Genomic DNA, 20,962 nt, shown 5'->3' with positions numbered 1-20,962 from the left:
GCCAGGATGCGATCTGTGGGCGCTCACATCGCGCAGCAAGGCTCCAAGGTGCGGCAGGTCATGGTGTGGTCGTGCGCTCCAGGCGCACCACGGCCTTCTCCAGGCGCTCGGTCATGGCGTGCAGGCCGTCGCGCTCGCCGGGCAGCATGCCCGCCACCTTGCGGAACCGCTCCTTGCCGGCCTCCAGGCCGTCGGCGGGGGCGCCGTCGGCGAGCCAGGCGCGCAGCGCGAAGTTGTGCGCGGCCACCACGGCGGCCCCTACGACCGCCGCGCGCAGCTCCCCGTCGGGCTCGCCGGCGAAGCGGTGGCGCAGGTGGCGGGTGAACAGCCGCCGGTAGTGGTCCACGCGGGCCGACTCGCGGTCGCGCAGCACCGGCACCTCGTGCGTCAACGCGAAGCGCTCCACCGACAGCGCGGGGTCCTCGGCGTAGAGGTCGAACACCGTCTCGCCCGCCCGCAGCACCAGCGCCGCGGCCGCCTCGGTGGGGTGCGCGGCCTCGAAGATCTCCGCGATCCGGGCGAGGGCGGCCTCGTGGTCGGGGGAGACCGCGTCCTCCTTGCTCGGGAAGTAGCGGAAGAACGTCCGCCGCCCGACGCCGGCCGCGGCCGCGATCTCGTCGACCGTCGTCTCCTCGTAGCCGTGGCTGCGGAACAGGCGGACGGCAGCGGCCACCAGCTCGCGACGGACCTCCGCGCGCCCCTCGGGCGAGCGGCCGCGACGGGTGGCGCCGGTCATGGCACACAGGGTAGCAAGCATCTTGAGTAGCGGCACGCAGTGCCGTTAGAGTGTCGGGCATGAACCCCGACTTCGACACGTACCGGCTCAGCGACGAGCACGAGGCGCTGCGCGAGGCGGTGCGGGCACTCGCCGAGAAGGAGATCGCCCCGTACGCCGCGGAGGTCGACGAGCAGGGGCGCTATCCCATCGAGGCGCAGAAGGCCCTGGTCAAGGCCGGGTTCCACGCCGTCGTCATCCCCGAGGAGTACGGCGGCCAGGGTGCCGACGAGCTGTCGGGCTGCATCGTGATCGAGGAGGTGGCACGCGTGTGCGCGTCGTCCTCGTTGATCCCGGCCGTCAACGGGTTGGGGCTCACGCCCATCCTGCTGTCCGCGTCCGACGAGCTGAAGCGGCAGGTGCTGCCCTCCATCGCCGCGGGCGAGGCGATGATCAGCTACGCGCTGTCGGAGCGCGAGGCGGGATCGGACGCCGCGTCGATGACGACCCGCGCGCGCCGCGACGGCGACTCCTGGGTGCTGAACGGCACCAAGTGCTGGATCACCAACGCGGGCGAGTCCACCTGGTACACGGTCATGGCCGTGACCGACCCGGAGAAGAAGGCCAACGGGATCTCCGCGTTCGTGGTGCACCGCGACGACCCGGGCTTCGAGGTCGGCCCGAAGGAGCGCAAGCTCGGCATCAACGGCTCGCCCACCCGGGAGATCTACTTCACCGACTGCACGATCCCCGCGGACCGGATGATCGGCGCCGAGGGCACCGGCTTCAAGACCGCGCTCGCCACACTCGACCACACCCGCCCGACGATCGGCGCCCAGGCGGTCGGCATCGCGCAGGGCGCGCTCGACGTCGCCACCGCCTACATCAAGGAGCGCAAGCAGTTCGGCAAGCGCCTGGCCGAGTTCCAGGGACTGCAGTTCATGCTGGCCGACATGGCGATGAAGGTGGAGGCCGCGCGCCAACTCGTCTACGTCGCCACCGCGCGCGCCGAGCGCGGGGAGCCGAAGCTCGGGTTCATCTCCAGCGCGGCGAAGTGCTTCGCCTCCGACACGGCGATGAGCGTCACCACCGACGCCGTGCAGCTGCTCGGCGGCGCCGGCTACACGCGCGACTTCCCCGTGGAGCGGATGATGCGCGACGCGAAGATCACCCAGATCTACGAGGGCACCAACCAGATCCAGCGGTTGGTGATGGCCCGGGCGCTGCTCAAGGGCTGATCCGCCGCGTTGCCCGGGGTCAGCCGAGCCGGACCGTCGTGCGCTCGGTGGCGGCCCGGCGGGCCATCGCCTCCTCGTCGGGGTGGCGCACCTGCACCAGCGACGCCTCCGCGGCCAGCACCGCGAGCAGGCCGTCCCGCAGCCCGTCGACGGTGCTCCAGTCGAGGGTGGACAGGACCCGGTCGCCCCGGGAGATCCCGAGTGCGCCCGCCCGCGCCCGCGCGGCCGCGAGCACCTCGCCCACCGTGGCGCCGGCGAGCGCGGGAGCGTCGTCGGGCACCGGGCTCCACGGCACGAACTCGTCGCCCTGCAGCCGGACCTCGGTGGCGAAGTCGACGACCCCGGCGGGCAGGCCGGGCACGCCGGCGCCGAACGCGTCGAGCGACAGCGCCACCACGCCGCCCGCGGGCTCGGCCCCGAGCGCGAGGTCGACGCGGTCGGCGTCGCACAGCACCCACTCGGCCTCGGCGGGCTCGGTGACGACGGCGCCGCACCACCACGCGGCGAGCAGCACGGCGGCCGTCTGCCAGTGCGCGGGCAGCAGGACGGCGACGGGTGTGCCCGGCTCGACGTCGCACTCCTCACGCAGCAGGTTGGCGGCCTTCGCGGCCCAGTTGGCGGCGGTGGTCGCCGAGAGCTCGACGCGCTCACCGGTCGCGTCGTCGTAGAAGGTGATCAGTGGGCGGGCGGCGGCCGCGCCGGAGCGCAGCGGGCCCAGGAGGGCGGCGGTGAGCGTCACGGGGCCACGCTATCGACCCGTGCGAGGTGCTCAGTCCACGCAGGGGACGCCGGCCGCCGTGATCGGGGCGTTCGGCGGCGGGGCGGGGGCCGCGGAGGAGGGCTGGGCGGCAGTGGCGGGAGGTGCGTCGTCGGGGGGATCGGGTACGACGGTGGGGTTGAAGTCGGCGCCGAGCACGACCTGCAGGTGCCCGCGGGCGACCCCGCTGTCGCTCTCGATCTCGATGCCGCCCAGCTGGTCGGCCACCGACTGCGCGGCCTCGGCGTCCGGATCGGTGTAGCGCACCACGGACGTCGCGGCAGGGTCGGTGTTGTCCACGATCCCGGGGACGAAGCCGAGGCCGTCCAGGTGCTCGGAGACGTCGCCCGCCATCCCTCCGAGGTTCGAGCCGTTGCCCACGTCCACCACGTAGCGCGACGCGATCACCTCGACGGGTGGGGGCGGCGGGGGCGGGGTGTCGGTGGCCTCGACGGCCGCAGCTTCCGCCGCGGCAGCGGCGGCCGCCTGCTGGGCGGCGATCCGCTCCTCGACGAAGGCCTCGACCGCGAACGGCTCGACCAGCACGACGTCGCCACGCGTGTTCGTGTCGCGCCCGTTCGTCGGGATCGTGAGGAACTGGATGTTCCCGGCCGCGATGTCGGCGGCCTGCTGGACGAACGCGAGGAGGTCCCAGCCCTCGTCGATGACGAGCGCCTGCTGCGCCACCCCGACGAGCGCGGCGAGCCGCGCGGGATCGGTGAGGGTGCCGCCGGCGAGAACCTTGTCGGCGACGGCGGCGAGGAACACCTGCTGGCGGCGGATGCGGGACAGGTCGCCGTCGGGGAGCCCGTGCCGCTGCCGGACGAAGGCGAGCGCGTCCGTCCCCGAGATCGTCTGCGGGCCGGCGGGGAAGTGGGCGCCGGAGAGCGCGTCGTCCACCGGCTTGCGCAGGCAGACGTCCACACCCCCGACGGCCTGGGTGAGGTTGTGGAACCCGAGCAGGTTGATCTCGGCGTAGTGGTCGACGGTCTGTCCCGTCAGCCGCTCGACGGCGCCGATCAGGGCGCTGCGCCCCTCCTGTGCCGCTGTGGCGTCGCGGCTCTTCCCGGCGCGGACGCCCTGCGCCGCGAGCCGTTCCTGCGCGCGGGCCGCGGTGGCCGGGTAGGCCGCATTGATCTTGTCGCGGCGGTAGCCGGGGATATCGACGTAGGCGTCGCGGGGGATCGAGAACGCCGTTGCGGCCCCACCGCCCTCCGGCACGTGCAGCAGGATGATCGTGTCCGAGTTCAGCACCCCGGTGTCCGGGCCGCTGTTGAGCATCTGCTGCACCTCGGGCGGCAACGGGTTGCCCTGCGCGTCGGTCCGGCTGTCCACGCCGACGAGCAGGATGTTCTGCGCGCCGCCGTCACCGCCGCCCGCGATGACGTCGGTGGTCGTGATGCCCGCCGTGATGTCGCGGTAGAGACCCCATGCAGTCCCCGTGAGCGCCAGGACGAGCACCGATGCCACGACCAGCACGACGCGCAGGCGCCGGCGCAGAGTGCGCCCCCGTGGCGGCGGGGCCGCCTGCGTGCGTGCGGCGGCGCCGGGGCGTGACCCGCGGGTGGGAGCCGGGCGCCCGGACGGTTCGCGGGACGGCCAGCGCCGGGACGCCTCCCGCGGGCCGCGCGGGTCCCCGGACGTGCGGGCCGGGTGGACCCTCAGTGCGGAGCGCTGCGTGGCCGAGCCCCCGGTCACCCGTCCGTCCATCGATGACCACCTCCGCTCGCTCTCGGCACCCGCTCTTCTAGGGTGCAACACCGGACGCGCTCGTCCGGATCTCCGCGGTGCGTGTCGCGGGTGACCCGTGACGCGTCCGAACTCGTTACGCACCGTGACTCCGGTGGATTGCTCCGGAGCAGAGGGGAGCCCGCGATGTCCGAGCGACTGTCGCTGTTGCTGCCGGTCTGGGCAGGCGACCGCCCCGATTTCCTGACCGATGCGTTCCGCTCCTCCGTGGACGCGCAGACCCGGCGACCCGACCAGGTCGTCATCGTGCGTGACGGGCCGGTGCCCGCAGCGCTGGCCGAGCGGATCGCCGAGCTCGCCGCGTCCAGCCCGGTGCCGGTGGACGTCGTGGAGCTGGAGCACAACGTCGGGCTCGGCCCCGCGCTGGACGCCGGGCTCGCCGCCTGCCGCCACGACGTGGTGGCGCGGATGGACGCCGACGACATCTCGCTGCCCCAGCGGTTCGCCGTGCAGATGCCCGTCATCGAGTCCGGTGTCGACGTGGTCGGCTCCGGCCTGCTGGAGTTCGGCGACGACCCGGACGAGGTGGTCGGCGCGCGCACGGTGCCGACCGACCCCACCGAGATCATCCGGCGGGCCCGCTTCGCGACCCCGTTCAACCATCCGACGGTCGTGTACCGGCGTCCCCTCGTCACCGGCGTCGGGGGCTACGGCGACTTCGCGAAGATGGAGGACTACCTGCTCTGGGCGAAGTTGATCCTCGCCGACGCGCGGGTGGCGAACGTCGCCGAACCGCTCGTGAAGTACCGCGTGGGCGCGGGCGCCTACGCCCGGCGCGGCGGGTTCGCGCTGCTGCGCGCCGAGGTGGCCCTCCAGGGCCGGTTCCGCGCGCTCGGGTTCACGACGCGCGCCCAGTACGTGCGCAACGTGGTCGTACGCGGTGGCTACCGGTTGGTCCCGGAAGGGCTACGCCGGTCGGCGTACCGGAGAGTGATAGCCCCCTACCGACGGTGATCTCCAGGCGGTCGAGTGGCAGCATCGCGCCACCCGACCGAGCGGAGAGTGATGAGCGAGCCACCCGTTCCGTCCCCCGAGGACATGGCGGTCCAGGGCGCCGCGCTGCTGGCCCAGGGCCGTTCGCTCGAGGCCGTCGACGTCCTGCGCCAGGCCGTCGCGGGCGGGGAACCCTCGGCCCCGGACCTGCTGGTCCGCGCCTACCTCGACAGCGGCAGCTTCCGCGCCGCCGCCGACTGGCTGGGCACGCTCGTCGAGCAGGGGCACGTGCGCTTCGCCGGCCGGCTCGGCGTCGCGCTGGTGCAGCTGGGCGAGCGGGACCGCGCCGAGGCCGCGCTGCGGCTCGCGGTCGAGTCCGGCGAGATCAGCGCGGCGAACGACCTCGCGATCCTGCTGCGCGACGAGGGTCGGTTGCAGGAGGCGTTGCGCCTGCTGGCCGACGCCGTGGACGCGGGGGACCAGCTGGCCGCGGCCAACCTCGTCGAGCTGCAGCTCGAGGCGGGCGACCTGCCCGCGGCGGCCGAGACCGCCGAGGCCTACGCGAGCGACGGCAGGCCGGACACCCTCGTCGCGCTGGCCGACGTCCGCGCGCTGCAGGGGCGGCAGACCGACGCCGACGCGCTCTACCGGCGGGCGGGCGAGCTCGGCGCGCTGCGGGCGCACACCGCGCACGCGCAGTTCCTGCTCGGGGTCCGCGGCGACCCGGTGGCCGCGGAGCGCGCGTTCCGCGAGGCGGAGCGGCGCGCCGAACCCGGCTGGGCCTTCGCGCTGGGCCGGTTCCTCTTCGACGAGGGCCGGCGGGACGAGGCACGGCACTACCTGCAGCTCGCGGTCGACGAGGGCGACGAGACGGCGGTGGAGACCCTGGCAGAGCTGGACGGAGTGGACCTGGACGAGTACTGACAGCGAGCCCCCCAGGGAAGGTCAGGAAAGCCACATTCCTGCCCCCCCACGTTCGTGAATGTGGCTTTCCTGAACCCCGGGGCGGGCCTGCGGCTACCGTGCGTGGGTGTTCACCGATCCCGTCCGGGACTACGGCGACGCGATCGCCGTCGTCACCGTCACGCGGCGGGGCCTGCCCGGCCTCGACGGCTTTCGGGCCGCGCTGCCCGCCGGCACCGGACGGCCCGTGCGCCTGCTCGTCGTCGACACCGCGGGCGGGTCCTCCGCGCGTGATGCGGACGTGCTGCGCCTCGCCGAGGACGTCGGACGGGCCGCCGCGCTCAACCGCGCCGTGGCCGGGCTGGAGCCGTCCGTGGGCTGGATCCTGCTCAGCGATCCGCGGGTGCGATGGCGGCCGGGGGCGGTCGACGCGCTCCTCGACGCGGCCGCTCGCCACCCGCGCGCCGGCCTGCTGGGGCCGCGCACGCACGCGGGGGGATCCGTGATCCCGACCGGTGGAGCCCTGCCGGGGGTGCTCGCCGCGGCGGGCGGACGGATCCCGCGCGGCGCGGTGACCGGGCCGACCGGATGGCTGTCCACGGCAGCCGTGCTCGTGCGCCGCACCGCCTGGGACTCCGTGGACGGTCTCGACGGCCGCTACCTGGGTGGGCCCGGCGAGATCGGCGACGTCGACCTGGGGGACCGGCTGGGCCGGGCCGGTTGGCTGGTCGTCGCGGTGGCGGACGCGGGCGTGGATGTCGAGCCCGATGACACGTTCGTGAACGGACACGGCATCCTGGAGCCGCACGCGGCCGGACTGCACCGGTACGTGCGCGACCGCGCCTCCGTACCGGTGCGGGCGCTGGCGGCGCTCGCGCGCCGCCTACCCGATCCGAGAACGTAGGAGGAGAACGCGTGCTGGACGACGTCGAGGCCGTGGTGCTGGTCGGCGGCAAGGGGACACGGCTGCGGCCGCTCACGCTGTCGGCCCCCAAGCCCATGCTGCCGACGGCCGGCGTGCCGTTCCTGGCGCACCTGCTCTCCCGGATCCGGGCGGCGGGTGTGCGCCGGGTCGTGCTCGGCACGAGCTACCTCGCCGAGACCTTCTCCGAGTACTTCGGTGACGGCTCGGAGATGGGGCTGGAGCTCGAGTACGTGGTCGAGACCGAGCCGCTGGGCACCGGGGGCGGCATCCGCAACGTCCTCAAGTACCTGACCGCCCCCGACGTGCTGGTGTTCAACGGTGACGTCCTGTGCGGCACCGATCTGAACGCCGTGGTCGACACCCACCGCCGCACGAAGGCCGATGCCACGCTGCACCTGGTGCGCGTGCAGGACCCGCGCGCGTTCGGTTGCGTGCCCACCGACGACGACGGCCGGGTCACCGCGTTCCTCGAGAAGACCGAGGACCCGCCCACCGATCAGATCAACGCCGGGTGCTACGTGTTCCGCCGCGAGGTGATCGAGTCGATCCCGGAGGGTCGCCCGGTCTCGGTGGAGCGCGAGACGTTCCCCGGGCTGCTGGAGGCCGGCGCACGGGTGTCGGGCCACGTCGACACGGCCTACTGGCGTGACCTGGGCACCCCGCTCGACCTGGTGCACGGCTCGGCCGACCTGGTCCGCGGCGTGGCGCCCTCGGCCGCCCTGCCCGGGCCGGCCGGTGAGGCGCTGCTGCTCGACGGTGCGCAGGTCGACGACACCGCGCGCGTGTTCGGCGGCACGATCGTCGGGCGCGGCGTCACGATCGGCAAGGGCGCCCGCGTCGATGCCTCGATGCTGTTCGACGGCGCCGTCGTCGAGGACAACGCCCGCGTCGTGAACTCGGTCGTCGGCAACGGTGCGCGGATCGAGGAGAGCGCCGCTCTGTTCGACGCCGTCGTGGGCGACCGCGCGGTCGTGGGTGCGGGCTGCGAGCTGCGGTTCGGCATGCGCGTCTGGCCCGACGTGACGCTGCCCCCGCACGGGCTGCGCTTCTCCCCGGACGTCTGACGGTCGTGGCCGGCGCGAGCACCCGCGAGTGGCGGCCGGACTTCCGGCTGGACGTCGCCGGTGTGCTCGCGCCGCTGCGCCGGGGCCCCGGTGACCCCAGCTGGCGCGCCGACGGCTCGGCGGTCTGGCGCACCGGCAGCACGCCGGACGGCCCGGCCACCCTGCGGCTGCACCGCCAGCCGGACGGCACCGTCGCCGCGCAGGCGTGGGGGCCGGGTGCGCAGTGGTCGCTCGACGGGATCCCGGCGCTGCTGGGCGCCGCGGACCGGCCCGAGGAGTTCGTGGCCCACCACCCGCTCGTCGCCGACGCGCACCGGCGGATGCCCGGGCTGCGCCTCGGCGCGTCGATGCGCGTGTGGGACATGCTGGTGCCCTCGGTGCTGGAGCAGAAGGTCACCGGCACCGAGGCGCGGCGGTCGTGGCGGGAGCTGTGCCGGCGCTTCGGCGACCCGCCGCCCGGACCCGCTCCCGACGGCATGCGGGTGCCGCCGTCCCCGGCGCAGGTGCGGGCGATCCCGGACTGGGAGTGGCACCGCGCCGGCGTCGACCTCGCCCGCAGGCGCGCCATCCTGGCCTGCGCCGCGGTGGCCCACCGGCTGGAGGCGGCCTGCGAGCTGGGCGGCGAGCGCGGCCGGGAGCTGCTGCGCAAGGTCCCGGGCATCGGCGTGTGGACCGCGGCCGAGATCGCGCAGCGCGCCTGGGGCGACCCGGACGCCGTGAGCGTCGGCGACTTCCACATCCCCACCCTGGTGGGCTGGGCGCTCGTGGGCCGCCCGCTCGACGACGCCGGGATGCTGGGCGTCCTGGCCCCCTACGCGCCACAGCGCCAGCGGGCGGTGCGCTACGTGGAGCTGTCGGGCTTCAAGCGCCCGCGATTCGGCCCCCGCTACAGCCCGAGGGACTACCGGGCGATCTGACGAGCGCCCACTCCAAGGTGCGGGCATGGGGAGCGGGGTGCGGGACCTTCAGCCCTTCACCGCTCCGCTGGCCAGGCCTGCCACGTAGAAGCGTTGGAGTCCCACGTAGAGGATCACGCAGGGGATCATCGCGATCACCGAGCCGGCCGCGATGAAGCCGAAGTCGATCTGCCCGTAGGCGCCCTGCTGCAGGTTCACCATGGCCACCGGCAGCGTGTAGAGGTCGCTGTCGGTGAGGAACGTCAGCGCGCCGAGGAACTCTGTCCACGCGGCGAGGAACGCGTAGAGGGCGACGGTCGCGGCGCCCGGCGTGATCAGCGGGCGCAGCACCGAGGTGACGATCCGGACGGTCCCCGCGCCGTCGATGTGCGCGGAGTCCTCCAGCTCGCCGGGGATCGAGGAGAACGCGTTGCGCATCACCAGCACCCCGAACGGCAGGTTCAGCGTGGTGGTGAACAGCACGAGCCCGAGCAGGCTGTCGGTGAGCCGCATGAGGTTCATCTGCAGGTACAGCGGCGTGAGGATGGCCTGGAACGGCACCATCATCGATGCCACCACCAGCGCGAACAGGAGAGGACCGGCCCGGAAGCGGAACCGGGCGAACCCGTAGCCGGCCGCGGTGGCCAGCACCGTGGTCAGAACCGCGCACGACAGGGCCACGACGAGGCTGTTGCCCACCGAGCGGATGAGGTTGCCCGGGCCGGTCACGAGCGCCGCGAAGTTCTCGCCGGTCAGGTCGAAGAAGGTGGCCGGGTCCGGGGCCGCCACGATGACGTCGCCCGGCTGCAGCGACCGGAACAGGGCCCAGGCCAGCGGCACGGCGAAGACCAGGAACGCGCCGGTGCCCCCGACGGTGTAGAGCAGGCGCTTCATCCGGGTCTCACGCCTGCCGGTGCTCGTGCGGCCGGTGCCCGTGCTGCGTGCTGCGGGTGCGACGACGGTCATCGGTTCACTCCTCGCCTCGGACGAGCCACATCTGCAGGGCCGTCACCAGCGCGACCACGACCACCAGCACGACAGACAGGGCCGTGGCCGCGCCGAGCTGGAGCTGCACGAAGGCGCGCTTGTAGATGTAGAGCACCACGGTGGCCGTCGCCGAGCCCGGCCCGCCCTGGGTGAGGATGTAGAACTGCGTGAACGCGAGCAGCGAGCCGATCACCGAGATCACCAGCGACATCGCGATCGTGCGGCGCAGCATCGGGATCGTGATCCGCCACTCCTGCTGCCACCAGCTCGCGCCGTCCAGGTCGGCCGACTCGTAGACCTCGCGCGGGATCGCCTGCATCCCGCCCATCAGCAGCAGCATGGTCAGCCCGGACACGCCCCAGATCACCAGCGCGGAGACGAGTACCGTGGCCAGCGGCCCGTCCACCAGCCAGGCCGTGCTGCCGTCGGTGATGCCGAGCGCCGCGAGCACCAGGTTGATCGCGCCGCTGTTCGGCTGCGCCTCGAGCAGGGTGATGAACGACAGCGTGGTCAGGCCCACCACGAACGGCAGGAAGAACACGGTGCGCAGCAGGGTGGCCCCGCGGCGCCTGCTGCGCACGAGCACCGCGAGCGCGTAGCCGAGCACGAGGATCGGCAGCGTGACGATGCCGGTGTAGAGCAGCGTGTAGAGCACCGCGTGCAGGAAGCCGAGGTCGCTGCCGATGCTCACGTAGTTGGTGAGGCCGGTGAACCCGACATCGCCGATCAGCGGCCAGTTCGTGAAGGAGATCCCCAGGGCGAACAGCAGTGGCGCGAGGACGAACACCGCGATCAGCGCCAGCGCGGGCGTGACGAGCAGGAGCCCGACGCGCGGGGGGTGGGTCAGTGAACGCCGCGCTCCGCGGGCGCCGGACGGCGCGGGCGGCGCGGGCCGCTCGGCGGTGGACACGGCGGTCATGCCTGGGCCTGCCGGAGGATGCGGTCGTAGCCGATCTGCGCTTCTGCCATGGCCGCCTCGATCTCGCCGTCGAAGACCGCGCGGCGGAGCATCGTGAGCCACGGGCCGTCGGGCTGGTTGTAGATCTGGTTGTATGACAGCGTCTGCGGCGCGTAGCCCTCGTCCTGGTTCAGCAGGGGCGGGAGCACGAGCGGGTGCCGCGCCGCGAACTCCGGTGTCGCGACGTCGGAGCGCACCGGCGTGAAACCGCCCTCGGGCAGCGCCGACTGCTGCGGCAGGTCGAGCGCGAACCGCGCGAACTCCCAGGCTCCGGACGCGTTGGCGGCGCCGCGGGGGATGCACATGTTGTCGCCGCCGTCGAAGAAGGCGCGCCCGCCGTCGGGACCGGGCAGCAGCCGCACCGTGGTGGCCGCCACGAGCTCGGGGTCCGTGTCCGTGGTGACCGTGCTGTAGTTGGAGGGGATCATGCCGATCCGCCCGGCCTTGTAGTCCGAGCCCCAGCGGGAGGCGTCGTCGGCGAAGTTCTCCGGCGGCACGAGCCCGTCCACCCAGAGGGCGCGGTAGAACTCCAGCAGCCGGGCCACGGCGTCGTTGCCTGCCACGTTGCCGCTCTGGGCGCCGACCTCGCCGCGGATGAGGTCGGTGTCGGCCGCCCACACGTGCGGCTGCACCACGAACCCGAGCGAGCCCTGGTTGTTGCCGGGGAAGGTCCAGCCGCGCACGTCGCCGCCGAGCGCGGTGATCCGCCGCGCGGCGTCGAGCAGGGAGTCCAGGTCGGTCGTGGCCTCGTCGACGTCGAGGCCGGCCCGCTCGAACAGCCGCGTGTTGCAGAACAGCGCGGAGTTGTCGGCCAGGTACGGCACGGCGTAGCGGCGGCCGCCGACCGTCGCCAGTGCCAGGTGACCGGGGCTGAGCCGGTCGGCGAAATCGAGATCCGCGATCAGGTCGGTCAGGTCGGTGAACGCGTCCCGGTAGACGAACAGCAGCGAGTTGATGTCGTCGATGTCCACCAGGTCCGGCACGTCCCGCGCCCGAATCGCGGTCGCGAGCTTCGTGACGTACTGGACGTCCGGGATCGGCGTCAGCTCGACGGCCAGCCGGTCCTGGCTCGCGTTGAACGACTCCACCAGCGCGGTGAGGCCCTCCTGGGTGTTCGCCCGGCACCAGACCCGGACGAGGCCCGTGGCCGAGGTGCCGAAGCCGGGCGCCGAGGTGTCCGGCGCCGGCAGCACGGAACTGCAGGCGGGCAGTCCCGCCGCGAGCGCGCCGAGGCCGGCGAGCCGGAGGAAACCGCGTCGTGAGGTCGTCATTGCCCTCTTTTCCGGGTCCTCAGGTGGTGGTCGGGATCCAGACCCGCATCGGTGCGGGTCCGCGGTTGGCCCAGGCGAAGTACGGCACGAGGGTCAGCTCGCCCGCGGTGACGACGGTGACGCCGCCCAGCAGGTCCGGGCGGTGCGCGCTCGCACACGGAGCAGCCGGGTCGATGTGCAGGTCGTCCACCGGGGTGTCGTGATCGGCCTGCTCGGCCGCGTAGACCAGCGGTCCGCGCTCCAGCGCGACGCAGCCGCGCACGGCGTCGACGCGCGGGTGCGCGGTGGTGGTGCGGACCTCCATCGGCAGGTTCAGCTCGACCACGTCACCCCGGGCGACCTGAACACGGGCGTAGCCGGATCCCACCGGTGCGCCGTCGAGGGTGGCTCCCGTCGCCCAGGCCGGCACCCGCAGGGACAGGGTGAGGGGGGCGTCTGCGGCGTCGACGCGCACCCGCACCAGCCCGTCCCAGGGGTACTCGGTCTCGACGGTCAGCGTGGTCGCGCCGGCCGTGACGGTCCCCGGTGCGTACTGGTGCAGCTGGACGCCGCCGCCGTCGTGGGTGGCGAGGTAGCCCTCCAGCCCGGACAGCGTGCGCATCACGTTGGGCGGGCAGCAGGCGCAGTCGAACCAGCCGCGCCGGCCGTGGGCGGGGGAGCGGTCGCCGTCGGCGTGGGCGTCGCTGCGGTGCTGCAGCGGGTTGACGTAGAAGTACTCGGAGCCCGACAGCGAGAGCCCGGCCAGGAAGCCGTTGAACAGCATGCGCTCGATCGCGTCGGCGTAGCGGGCGTCGCCGGTGGCCAGCAGCATCCGCCACGCCCACTGGACGCCGCCGATCGCCGCGCAGGTCTCGGCGTAGGCGCGGTCGGTGGGCAGCTCGTAGGGGTCGCCGAAGGCCTCCCGGTCCCACCGCGCGCCGAGGCCACCGGTGAGGTAGGTCTTGGTGGCGAGCATGTGGTCGAACTGCGTGGCGAGGGCGTCGAGCAGGGCGGTGTCGCCCCGTTCCGCCGCGACGTCGGCGGCGCCGGCGGCCAGGTAGACCGCGCGCACCGCGTGGCCCTCCACCGTGGTGGCCTCCCGCACCGGGACGCGGTCGGAGAAGTAGGTCGGGTCGTGGCCGTAGGCGCTGATCAGACCGTGGCCGCGGGCCTCGACGAAGTAGCGGGCGAGCTCCAGGTGGCGGGGGTCGCCGGTCTCGCGGTGCAGCTCGACGAGCGCCATCTCGATCACCGGGTGGCCGTCGACGTCGTGGCGGCGGTCCTCCCCGAACGTGTCGGCAAGGTGGTCGGCGACCTTCACGGCCACGTCGAGCAGTGCCGTGTCGCCGGTGCAGCGCACCTGGGCGACGGCGGCCTGGATGAGGTGGCCCGCGCAGTAGTGCTCGTGGCTCCACGGCAGGTCGGTGTAGCGCTCGTCGGCGTGGCGGACCTGCACCACGGAGTTCAGGTAGCCGTCGCCGGCCTGCGCCTCGGCGACGATCGCGGTGGCCTCCCGCTGCATCGCCAGCAGCTCGTCGGCGGGCTGCCGGGCGTACTCCCACGCCACGGCCTCGAGCCACTTGTAGACGTCGGAGTCGGCGAAGATCGGGCCGATCGCCTCGCCCTCCGCGCGGCCCGCGGCGATCCTCAGGTTGGTGAGGTTGCCCGCCTCCTCGAGGCGCCGGCGCCCGAGCGGGATGGCGGTGGTGTTCGCCTGCTGGCGGTCGGCCCAGAAACCACCGGTGATCGTCGCTTCGCCGAGACCGAGCGGGTGCAGCGCCACCTGCGCCGCGGTCGTCGGGGCGGCGGGTCCACGAGTGCTGGTGGTGCCGGTCCGGGGCGAGGTCGCCGTCATGCCACTCCTGCGTGTCACGGAAACAAGGAATTCGATTTCCGGCCCGACGGTAGAGTGGGTGCCCCGGGCAGTCAAGGCCTTGTGCCGCTACGATGCGACGAGGCCGGAACGTACGGAAAGGGGTGCCGGTGGCGAGCAGTGCGTCGAGCCGCGCCGGCGTCGTCCGCATCACCGACGTCGCGGCGCTGGCCGGGGTCTCGCCGGGAACCGCGTCCAAAGCCCTGAACGACACGGGCCAGCTGCGCAGCGAGACCCGCGAGCGAGTCCGCCGTGCCGCCGAGCAGTTGGGCTTCACGCCCGACGGGCGTGCCCGTGCCCTGTCGTCTGGGCGCAGCTACACGGTGGGGCTGGTCACGACCGACAGCTCCGGCCGCTTCAGCATCCCGATCATGCTGGGCGCCGAGGACGCGCTGTCCGCGGGGGAGATGGCCCTGCTGCTGTGCGACACCCGCGACGACCCGTTGCGCGAGCAGCACTACGTGCGCACCCTGCTCGCCCGCCGCGTGGACGGGATCATCGTCACCGGGCGGCGCACCGAGCCGCGCCCGCCGATCGACGTGCCCATCCCCGTCGTCTACGCGTTCTCTAGCTCGACCGACCCGGCCGACGCCTCGGTCGTCGTCGACGACCGGGGCGGCGCCACCGCGGCCGTCGGGCACCTGTTGGACATCGGGCGCACCGCGATCGCCCACGTCACCGGCCCGCAGCGGCATCGCAGCGCCGTGCAGCGGGCGTCCGCGGCCGTCGATGCGGCCGGAGAGGCGTTCCGCGGCCCGCCGCTCTACGGCGAGTGGAGCGAGCGCTGGGGTCGCCATGCCGTGGACCTGCTGATGCGCGCCCACCCCGATCTCGACGCGATCTCCTGCGGCAGTGACCAGATCGCGCGCGGTGTCTGCGAACGGCTGCGCGAGCTGGGCAGGCGCATCCCCGAGGACGTCGCCGTCACCGGCTACGACAACTGGGACGTGATGGCGCTGGCCAGCCGTCCGCCGCTCACGACGGTCGACCTGGAGCTGGAGGAGCTGGGCCGCCACGCCGCCCGGCTGCTGCTGGACGCGGTGGCCGGCCGTGCGCACCGCGGAACGGTGGAGCTCCCGGCCCGGCTCGTGGTCCGCGCCTCGACCCTGCCCGACTGACCCCGCGAGTCGGGGTCTGGCTGCCCGCGAGTCGGGGTCTCCTGCCCGCGAGTCGGGGTCTGCCTGCGCGGGTGTCGCGCTATGGGCGGCGCGAGCCGGAACCTTGGGTGCGTGATCGTCGATCGGGTGCAACAGCGGCGACGTGATGCCGCCCCTGCACCCGTCCGGTGATCACAGGCCGCGTGAGCGCCGATGGTGCGTACGGCGTCGGGGAGTCGCGTGCCGGGCGAGCCCCAGCGCGCGGATCACGCGCGCGTAGGCTCGCGCGCGTGAGAGTCACGGTGCTGGTCGGTGGCGTCGGTGGGGCCCGGTTCCTGCTCGGGGTGAAGGCGGCGCTCGGGTTGCCGGCCACTGGTGAGGGGGAGTCGGAGCACCAGGTCACGGCCGTGGTGAACGTCGGTGACGACGTCTGGATGCACGGCCTGCGGATCACCCCGGACCTCGACACCTGCATGTACACCCTCGGCGGTGGGATCGACACCGAGCGCGGCTGGGGCCGGGTCGGCGAGTCCTGGACGGTGCGCGACGAGCTCGCCGCCTACGGAGCCGAGCCCACCTGGTTCGGCCTCGGCGACCGCGACCTCGCCACCCACCTCGTCCGCAGCCGGATGCTGCGCGCGGGGTACGGGCTCGCCGACGTCGTCACCGCGCTGTGCGACCGGTGGCGCCCGGGCGTCCGGCTGCTGCCGGCCACCGACGACCGGGTCGAGACCCACGTGGTCGTCGACGACCCGGAGACCGGCCCGAAGGCGCGCAAGGCGATCCACTTCCAGGAGTGGTGGGTGCGGCACCGGGCCGAGCTGCCCGCCTACGACATCGTCTCGGTCGGTGCCGAGCAGGCGAGCGTGCTGCCGGCGGCGCGCGACGCGATCCGCGACGCCGACGCAGTGCTGCTCGCGCCGTCCAACCCGGTCGTCAGCATCGGCACGATCCTCGCCGTGCCGGGCGTGCGCGAGGCGCTGCGCGAGACGACGGCGAAGGTCGTGGGGCTGTCGCCGATCGTGGGCGGCAAGCCGGTGCGCGGGATGGCCGACGCCTGCCTCACCACGATCGGCGTGGAGACCAGCGCCGAGGCGGTCGGGCGGCACCTCGGTGCCCGCGCCGACGGCGGGGTGCTCGACGGCTGGCTCGTGCACACCGGCGACGCCGCCGACGTCCCGGGCGTCGAGGTCCAGGCGGTCCCGCTGCTGATGTCCGACGTGGACGCCACCGCCGAGATGGTGCGCCGGGCGCTGGAGCTGGCGGGGACGACCGTTGCGTGACCACGCCGCCCCCGAGGGGCTGACGGTCCTGCCGGTCCGCGGGCTGCCCGACTTCCGTCCCGGCGACGACTTCGCGGGTGCTCTCGCCGAGGCCGCACCCTGGATCGCCGACGGCGACGTCGTGGTCGTCACCTCGAAGGTGTTCTCCAAGGTGGAGGGCAGGCTCGTGCCCGCCCCGACCGACCCCGAGGCGCGCGACGCCCTGCGCCGCGAGCTCGTCGACGCCGAGACCGAGAGGGTGCTGGCGCGGCGGGGCCGCACGCTGATCGTCGCGGGCAAGCTGGGCATCGTGCAGGCGGCGGCGGGCGTCGACGGTTCCAACGTGCGTCGTGACGAGCTGGCCCTGCTCCCGGCCGATCCGGACGCCAGCGCCGCCCGCCTGCGCGACGAGCTGCGGCGCCTGCGCGGGGTCGAGGTGGCCGTGGTCGTCACCGACACGCTGGGCCGCACCTGGCGCGTCGGGCAGACCGACGTCGCGATCGGCGCGGTCGGCCTGCCCGTGCTGCACCGCTACGAAGGGCAGCAGGACGCCGAGGGCAACGAGCTGCTGGTCACCGAAGTGGCGCTGGCCGACGAGCTGGCCGCGGCCGCCGACCTCGTCAAGGGCAAGCTCGGCGGCCTGCCGGTGGCGGTGGTGCGCGGGCTGCACCCGGTGGACGACGGGTCCACCGCGCGTGACCTCGTGCGCCCGATCGACGAGGACATGTTCTGGCTCGGCACCGACGAGGCCATCGCCCGCGGCCGTCGCGAGGCCGTGCTGCTGCGGCGCAGCACCCGTGCCTTCACCGACGACGCGGTCGACGCGGCGGCGTTGCGCCGCGCCGCCGGCGTGGCGCTCACCGCGCCCGCGCCGCACCACAGCACGCCGATCCGGTTCGCATGGGTGCGTGAACGGCGCGGGGCGCTCCTGGACGCGATGGCGGCCCGCTGGCGCGAGCACCTCGAATCCGACGGTCGCCCCGCGGACGAGGTGGAGCGCCGGATGCGGCGCGGCGACCTGCTGCGCCGTGCCCCCGAGCTGGTGCTCGCCTTCCGCACCGGCGACGGCATGCACACCTATCCCGACGACGCGCGCCGCACGGGTGAGCGCACGATGTTCACCGTGGCCGGGGGTGCGGCCGTGCAGTCGTTCCTCGTGGCGCTGGCGGCCGAGGGGCTCGGCTCCTGCTGGGTGGGCTCGACGATCTTCGCGCCGGACGTCGTGCGCCGGGTGCTGGACCTGCCGCCGGACTGGCAGCCGCTCGGTGCCGTGGCCGTCGGGGTGCCGGTCGAGCCGCTCGCACCGCGTCCGCCGCGCGATCCGGGTCAGGGGTTCCTCGAGTGGTAGCCCCCGCCGCAGCGGTCGCCGAGCTCACGGCCTGGCACCCGCCCGATCCGGCTCAGAAGGGCATGCGGCACGCGCTGCTCGCCTTCCTCGACGCCCGCCCCGACGATGCCTGCTCGCGCTCGTGCGAGCCGGGCCACCTCACCGCCTCCGCGCTCGTCGTCGACGCCGCGGCCGAGCACACGCTGCTCACCCTGCACCCGCGCGTCGGGCGGTGGTTGCAGCTGGGCGGGCACTGCGAGGACGGCGACGCCTCCCTCGCGGACGCCGCGCTGCGGGAGGCCACCGAGGAGTCCGGCATCGACGGCCTCAGGATCGACCCGGCGCCGCTGCACGTGGACGTCCACCCGATCACCTGCTCGCTGGGCCTGCCGACCCGCCACCTCGACGTCCGGTTCCTCGTGCGGGCCCCGCAGGGCGCGGTCCCGCGGATCAGCGCCGAGTCCGACGACCTGCGCTGGTGGCCCCTCGACGCGCTGCCCGACGACACCGACGTCCCCACGATGGTCGCCGCCGCGCGGACCCGCCTGGGCTGAGGCCCGCGAGTCGCGTGAGCCCCGCGAGTCGTGCTGTGGGGCCCGCGAGTCGTGCTGTGCGGCCCGCGAGTCGACGCGTCCGGGAGGCACCAGCGCGTCAGGTTCCGCCGTGCGGTCAGGTCCGGTGCACGGGCGGGGCGGGCGGGAGCGGTGGCTCCGGTGGGTCCGGCGGTTTCGGCGGCGACGGAGGGAAGGGCTCGGGTCCTGGCGGCTCCGGCTCGGGGCCGGGCCCGGCGGGGCCGGTGGCGTGGACGCGCATGGTTTCCCCTTGTTCGCGAGGATCGCCCTACCCGACAGCCGTACCCGCTGTGCCTCGCCTCACTCCCAGAAGCGCAGCTCGTCGTAGCCGACGAATGCGAGCTCCGTGTTGCCGCCGACTGCCGCGAAGAGGTTGCCCGTCGCCTGGAAGAACGCCGAGGAGACGCCCGGCACTGCGATGATCAGCAGGAACAGCACGAGCGGCGCCCAGGGCCGCACTCGTGCCGCCAGCCGGCGCGCGGACAGCGACAGGAACGGCTCGAGGATGCCGAACCCGTCGAGCCCGGGGATCGGGATGATGTTGAGCACGAACGCGATCACCTGGATGAACGCCAGGCAGGAGAGCCCGACGGCGAGTCCGATCGGCATCGGCACCAGCGCGACGGCCGCGGTGAGCAGAGCGCCGAGCACCAGGTTCGTCGCCGGGCCTGCGAGCGACACGAGGCTCCGCGCGCCTCGGGAGCGGATCGCGGCGTGGTTGATCCACACAGCGCCACCGGGCAGCGGGATCCCGCCTACGAGGAGGATCACGATCGGGAGCACGAACGACAGCCCCACGTCGGTGTAGCGCCGGATGTCGAGGGTGAGGTAGCCCTTCGACCGCACCGACCGGTCGCCCGCGCGGTAGGCGACGGCGGCGTGCCCGAACTCGTGCAGGCACAGCGAGACCGCCCAGCCGCCCAGCACCAGCAGCACCACACCTGCCGTGAGCAGCGGTGACGTTCCCGAGGCGACCGCGGCCGGCGTTCCGACGACGGCGAACAGCGCTCCGGCGGCCGTGATCGCGACGAGGAGGAGGAACCAGGGACTGATCCGATCAGAGGTCGCGCGCACCCGCTCATTGTGCTGATCGGGGGACCGACCGGGTGGACTGCGTCACCCGGTCGGCAGCTTCAACTTGCAAACCTGGAACCGACAGCGCTGTACTTACATCGCTGTCATTCCCAGCCCGTAGGGTTGGTGGCGGCCACGCCGGGGGCGCGCGGGGAGGTGGGCAAGGTGAACGTCATCACAGCCACGATGGAGCTGGTCGAAACCACAGCGGGGGTTCCGTATCCGGCCGCCGACCCGTTCGGGGAGGCGGTCGCGGTACTGGGCGAGGACGAATCCGAGGAGCAGGACTGGCAGGAGCGCGCGCTCTGCGCGCAGACCGATCCGGAGGCGTTCTTCCCCGAGAAGGGCGGCTCCACGCGCGAGGCCAAGCGCATCTGCTCCGGGTGCGAGGTGCGCGCCGAGTGCCTCGACTACGCGCTCGCCCACGACGAGCGTTTCGGCATCTGGGGTGGGCTCTCCGAACGGGAGCGCCGCCGGCTGCGCCGCGCCGCCTCCTGACCGGGCGCGCCGTCGGCTACTGGCCCTCGCCGCCGTCGACGGCGTCCGGCTCGATGTTCAGGTACTCCGCCACCTGCTCCACGAGCACCTCGTGCAGCAGGTCGGCGAGGTCGGCGCCCACGCGGGCGCGGGCCTCGAGCGGCCGCCGGTAGATCACGATCCGGGCCCGCGACGGCAAACCTTCGGGGTCGACTCCGGCCGGCACGAGCTGGGCGAGGGGCACTCCGACGTCGGCGAGCACGCCCTGCCCCCACACCACCTCGTCCGGCGAGGTCTCCTCGACCTCGGGGACCTCGTCCACGGCGAGGTCGAGCTCGGCGAGCTCGGAGCCCCAGCGCAGCTCGATCGGCTCCAGCGCTTCCAGCACCAGGGCGTCGAACCTCTCCGCCCGCGTGCGCGAGGCCGGCGTGGTGGCCGGGTACATCAATCCGCGCAGGCCCCGCCCCCGGCGGTCCCGCCTGCGGGGCGAGCGGCGCAGAGTCCGGCGCGCGGTCGTCACCCCGCGAATCCTACGGCCCCCCGGCACCCGCTCCCACTCCCCGACGCGGCGGCGCGCGAGGACACCACCCACCCCGGCGACCCTCCGAGCTCGGTGCCGCCGCCGGAGATCGCTCCGAGCCGCTCGCGGTGGTCCCCGCGCGGGCGCCAGGGTGCTGGTCGGAACGATCACCATGCGCGAGCAGCACACCAGCGCCGTCCGCGCGACCACGGCGTGCGGCTCGCGCCGATCTGCACCGTCAGAGCGCACCTGGGACTCGCAGACACGCGGATGGCGACGCGACTCGCGTGGGTGGGGCAGCGACTCGCGTGGGTGGGGCAGCGACTCGCGTGGGTGGGGCAGCGACTCGCGTGGGTGGGGCAGCGACTCGCGTGGGTGGGGCAGC

General features: G+C 73.9%; 20 protein-coding genes. 11 read left to right on the top strand and 9 right to left on the bottom strand.

Translation table 11 applies throughout. The features are described from left to right. Positions 1 to 58: 58 nt before the first annotated feature. Positions 59 to 736 carry a TetR family transcriptional regulator gene (locus tag CFP66_RS34565; protein ID WP_094929549.1) on the bottom strand — a complete coding sequence of 226 codons (678 nt, stop codon included), beginning with the start codon at positions 734 to 736 and terminating at the stop codon, positions 59 to 61. A 59-nt stretch (positions 737 to 795) separates the two neighbouring features. Here CFP66_RS34565 and CFP66_RS34560 point away from each other — a divergent pair, with 59 nt between their 5' ends. Continuing rightward, on the top strand, positions 796 to 1,953 hold the full coding sequence (locus CFP66_RS34560; protein ID WP_094929548.1) for an acyl-CoA dehydrogenase: 1,158 nt from the start codon (positions 796 to 798) through the stop codon (positions 1,951 to 1,953). A gap of 19 nt (positions 1,954 to 1,972) precedes the next feature. On the opposite strand, the gene CFP66_RS34555 is transcribed toward CFP66_RS34560, so the two are convergent. Then, positions 1,973 to 2,692, bottom strand: a complete 720-nt coding sequence (locus CFP66_RS34555; protein WP_094929547.1) for a TIGR03089 family protein — start codon at positions 2,690 to 2,692, stop codon at positions 1,973 to 1,975. Positions 2,693 to 2,722: 30 nt separating this feature from the next. Further along, positions 2,723 to 4,420: an LCP family protein gene (locus CFP66_RS34550; protein WP_094929546.1), complete on the bottom strand. Its 1,698-nt coding sequence runs from the start codon at positions 4,418 to 4,420 to the stop codon at positions 2,723 to 2,725. A gap of 165 nt (positions 4,421 to 4,585) precedes the next feature. Here CFP66_RS34550 and CFP66_RS34545 point away from each other — a divergent pair, with 165 nt between their 5' ends. The 5 genes from CFP66_RS34545 to CFP66_RS34525 all read left to right on the top strand — a co-directional run bounded on the left by CFP66_RS34545 (position 4,586) and on the right by CFP66_RS34525 (position 9,201). Continuing rightward, the gene (locus CFP66_RS34545) at positions 4,586 to 5,413 is read left to right on the top strand and encodes a glycosyltransferase (RefSeq protein WP_094929545.1); all 828 of its coding nucleotides are present in this window, start codon (positions 4,586 to 4,588) and stop codon (positions 5,411 to 5,413) included. 51 nt (positions 5,414 to 5,464) lie between these two features. Beyond that, the gene (locus CFP66_RS34540) at positions 5,465 to 6,316 is read left to right on the top strand and encodes a lipopolysaccharide assembly protein LapB (RefSeq protein ID WP_094929544.1); all 852 of its coding nucleotides are present in this window, start codon (positions 5,465 to 5,467) and stop codon (positions 6,314 to 6,316) included. 106 nt (positions 6,317 to 6,422) lie between these two features. Continuing rightward, positions 6,423 to 7,199, top strand: coding sequence for a glycosyltransferase family 2 protein (locus tag CFP66_RS34535; RefSeq protein WP_094929543.1), 777 nt, complete (start codon positions 6,423 to 6,425; stop codon positions 7,197 to 7,199). Positions 7,200 to 7,213: 14 nt separating this feature from the next. Further along, positions 7,214 to 8,284 (top strand): sugar phosphate nucleotidyltransferase, encoded by a 1,071-nt coding sequence (locus CFP66_RS34530; protein ID WP_094929658.1) that lies wholly within the window; start codon positions 7,214 to 7,216, stop codon positions 8,282 to 8,284. 5 nt (positions 8,285 to 8,289) lie between these two features. Further along, on the top strand, positions 8,290 to 9,201 hold the full coding sequence (locus tag CFP66_RS34525; protein ID WP_094929542.1) for a DNA-3-methyladenine glycosylase: 912 nt from the start codon (positions 8,290 to 8,292) through the stop codon (positions 9,199 to 9,201). Positions 9,202 to 9,249: 48 nt separating this feature from the next. On the opposite strand, the gene CFP66_RS34520 is transcribed toward CFP66_RS34525, so the two are convergent. The 4 genes from CFP66_RS34520 to CFP66_RS34505 are packed head-to-tail and all read right to left on the bottom strand — an operon-like array spanning position 9,250 to position 14,230. Continuing rightward, a complete protein-coding gene (locus CFP66_RS34520; protein ID WP_094929541.1) occupies positions 9,250 to 10,146 on the bottom strand; it encodes a carbohydrate ABC transporter permease in 897 nt (298 codons plus the stop codon). Positions 10,147 to 10,150: 4 nt separating this feature from the next. After that, entirely contained in the window at positions 10,151 to 11,086 is a 936-nt protein-coding gene (locus CFP66_RS34515) for a carbohydrate ABC transporter permease (protein WP_094929540.1), read from the bottom strand. After that, positions 11,083 to 12,396 (bottom strand): sugar ABC transporter substrate-binding protein, encoded by a 1,314-nt coding sequence (locus CFP66_RS34510; protein WP_094929539.1) that lies wholly within the window; start codon positions 12,394 to 12,396, stop codon positions 11,083 to 11,085. The genes CFP66_RS34515 and CFP66_RS34510 overlap by 4 nt, the downstream gene beginning before the upstream one ends. 19 nt (positions 12,397 to 12,415) lie before the next feature. Next, the gene (locus CFP66_RS34505; protein ID WP_094929538.1) at positions 12,416 to 14,230 is read right to left on the bottom strand and encodes a glycoside hydrolase family 127 protein; all 1,815 of its coding nucleotides are present in this window, start codon (positions 14,228 to 14,230) and stop codon (positions 12,416 to 12,418) included. 128 nt (positions 14,231 to 14,358) lie between these two features. Between CFP66_RS34505 and CFP66_RS34500 the strand changes: the two genes are divergently transcribed. The 4 genes from CFP66_RS34500 to CFP66_RS34485 all read left to right on the top strand — a co-directional run bounded on the left by CFP66_RS34500 (position 14,359) and on the right by CFP66_RS34485 (position 18,488). Next, the gene (locus CFP66_RS34500; RefSeq protein WP_233159960.1) at positions 14,359 to 15,366 is read left to right on the top strand and encodes a LacI family DNA-binding transcriptional regulator; all 1,008 of its coding nucleotides are present in this window, start codon (positions 14,359 to 14,361) and stop codon (positions 15,364 to 15,366) included. Positions 15,367 to 15,635: 269 nt separating this feature from the next. Continuing rightward, the gene (gene cofD / locus CFP66_RS34495; RefSeq protein ID WP_094929536.1) at positions 15,636 to 16,628 is read left to right on the top strand and encodes a 2-phospho-L-lactate transferase; all 993 of its coding nucleotides are present in this window, start codon (positions 15,636 to 15,638) and stop codon (positions 16,626 to 16,628) included. Continuing rightward, complete coding sequence (locus CFP66_RS34490; protein WP_094929535.1) at positions 16,621 to 17,955, top strand: coenzyme F420-0:L-glutamate ligase; 1,335 nt, start codon at positions 16,621 to 16,623, stop codon at positions 17,953 to 17,955. Before cofD ends, CFP66_RS34490 begins: the two co-directional genes overlap by 8 nt. Next, a complete protein-coding gene (locus CFP66_RS34485) occupies positions 17,949 to 18,488 on the top strand; it encodes an NUDIX hydrolase (protein ID WP_233159959.1) in 540 nt (179 codons plus the stop codon). The genes CFP66_RS34490 and CFP66_RS34485 overlap by 7 nt, the downstream gene beginning before the upstream one ends. A gap of 318 nt (positions 18,489 to 18,806) precedes the next feature. Here the strand turns inward: CFP66_RS34485 and CFP66_RS34480 are convergent, their stop codons facing one another. Further along, positions 18,807 to 19,580, bottom strand: coding sequence for a site-2 protease family protein (locus tag CFP66_RS34480; protein ID WP_198961860.1), 774 nt, complete (start codon positions 19,578 to 19,580; stop codon positions 18,807 to 18,809). Positions 19,581 to 19,745: 165 nt separating this feature from the next. Here CFP66_RS34480 and CFP66_RS34475 point away from each other — a divergent pair, with 165 nt between their 5' ends. Continuing rightward, entirely contained in the window at positions 19,746 to 20,078 is a 333-nt protein-coding gene (locus CFP66_RS34475; protein ID WP_233159958.1) for a WhiB family transcriptional regulator, read from the top strand. Between the two features lie 16 nt (positions 20,079 to 20,094). Here CFP66_RS34475 and CFP66_RS34470 read toward each other — a convergent pair whose 3' ends face one another. Continuing rightward, positions 20,095 to 20,577, bottom strand: coding sequence for a metallopeptidase family protein (locus tag CFP66_RS34470; protein ID WP_094929534.1), 483 nt, complete (start codon positions 20,575 to 20,577; stop codon positions 20,095 to 20,097). Positions 20,578 to 20,962 lie beyond the last annotated feature (385 nt).

The organism is Pseudonocardia sp. MH-G8, from assembly GCF_002262885.1.
Taxonomy (GTDB): domain Bacteria; phylum Actinomycetota; class Actinomycetes; order Mycobacteriales; family Pseudonocardiaceae; genus Pseudonocardia.
Note: the sequence above shows the minus strand (reverse complement) of the source record. Positions and strands in the feature narration are given on the sequence as shown.

Bases quoted from the DNA above. Each gene is read 5' to 3' on its own strand.
- CFP66_RS34515 (WP_094929540.1), bottom strand. From the start codon at position 11,086: ATGACCGCCGTGTCCACCGCCGAGCGGCCCGCGCCGCCCGCGCCGTCC.
- CFP66_RS34510 (WP_094929539.1), bottom strand. From the start codon at position 12,396: ATGACGACCTCACGACGCGGTTTCCTCCGGCTCGCCGGCCTCGGCGCG.
- CFP66_RS34545 (WP_094929545.1), top strand. From the start codon at position 4,586: ATGTCCGAGCGACTGTCGCTGTTGCTGCCGGTCTGGGCAGGCGACCGC.
- CFP66_RS34520 (WP_094929541.1), bottom strand. From the start codon at position 10,146: ATGACCGTCGTCGCACCCGCAGCACGCAGCACGGGCACCGGCCGCACG.
- CFP66_RS34550 (WP_094929546.1), bottom strand. From the start codon at position 4,420: ATGGACGGACGGGTGACCGGGGGCTCGGCCACGCAGCGCTCCGCACTG.
- CFP66_RS34505 (WP_094929538.1), bottom strand. From the start codon at position 14,230: ATGACGGCGACCTCGCCCCGGACCGGCACCACCAGCACTCGTGGACCC.
- CFP66_RS34540 (WP_094929544.1), top strand. From the start codon at position 5,465: ATGAGCGAGCCACCCGTTCCGTCCCCCGAGGACATGGCGGTCCAGGGC.
- CFP66_RS34565 (WP_094929549.1), bottom strand. From the start codon at position 736: ATGACCGGCGCCACCCGTCGCGGCCGCTCGCCCGAGGGGCGCGCGGAG.
- CFP66_RS34560 (WP_094929548.1), top strand. From the start codon at position 796: ATGAACCCCGACTTCGACACGTACCGGCTCAGCGACGAGCACGAGGCG.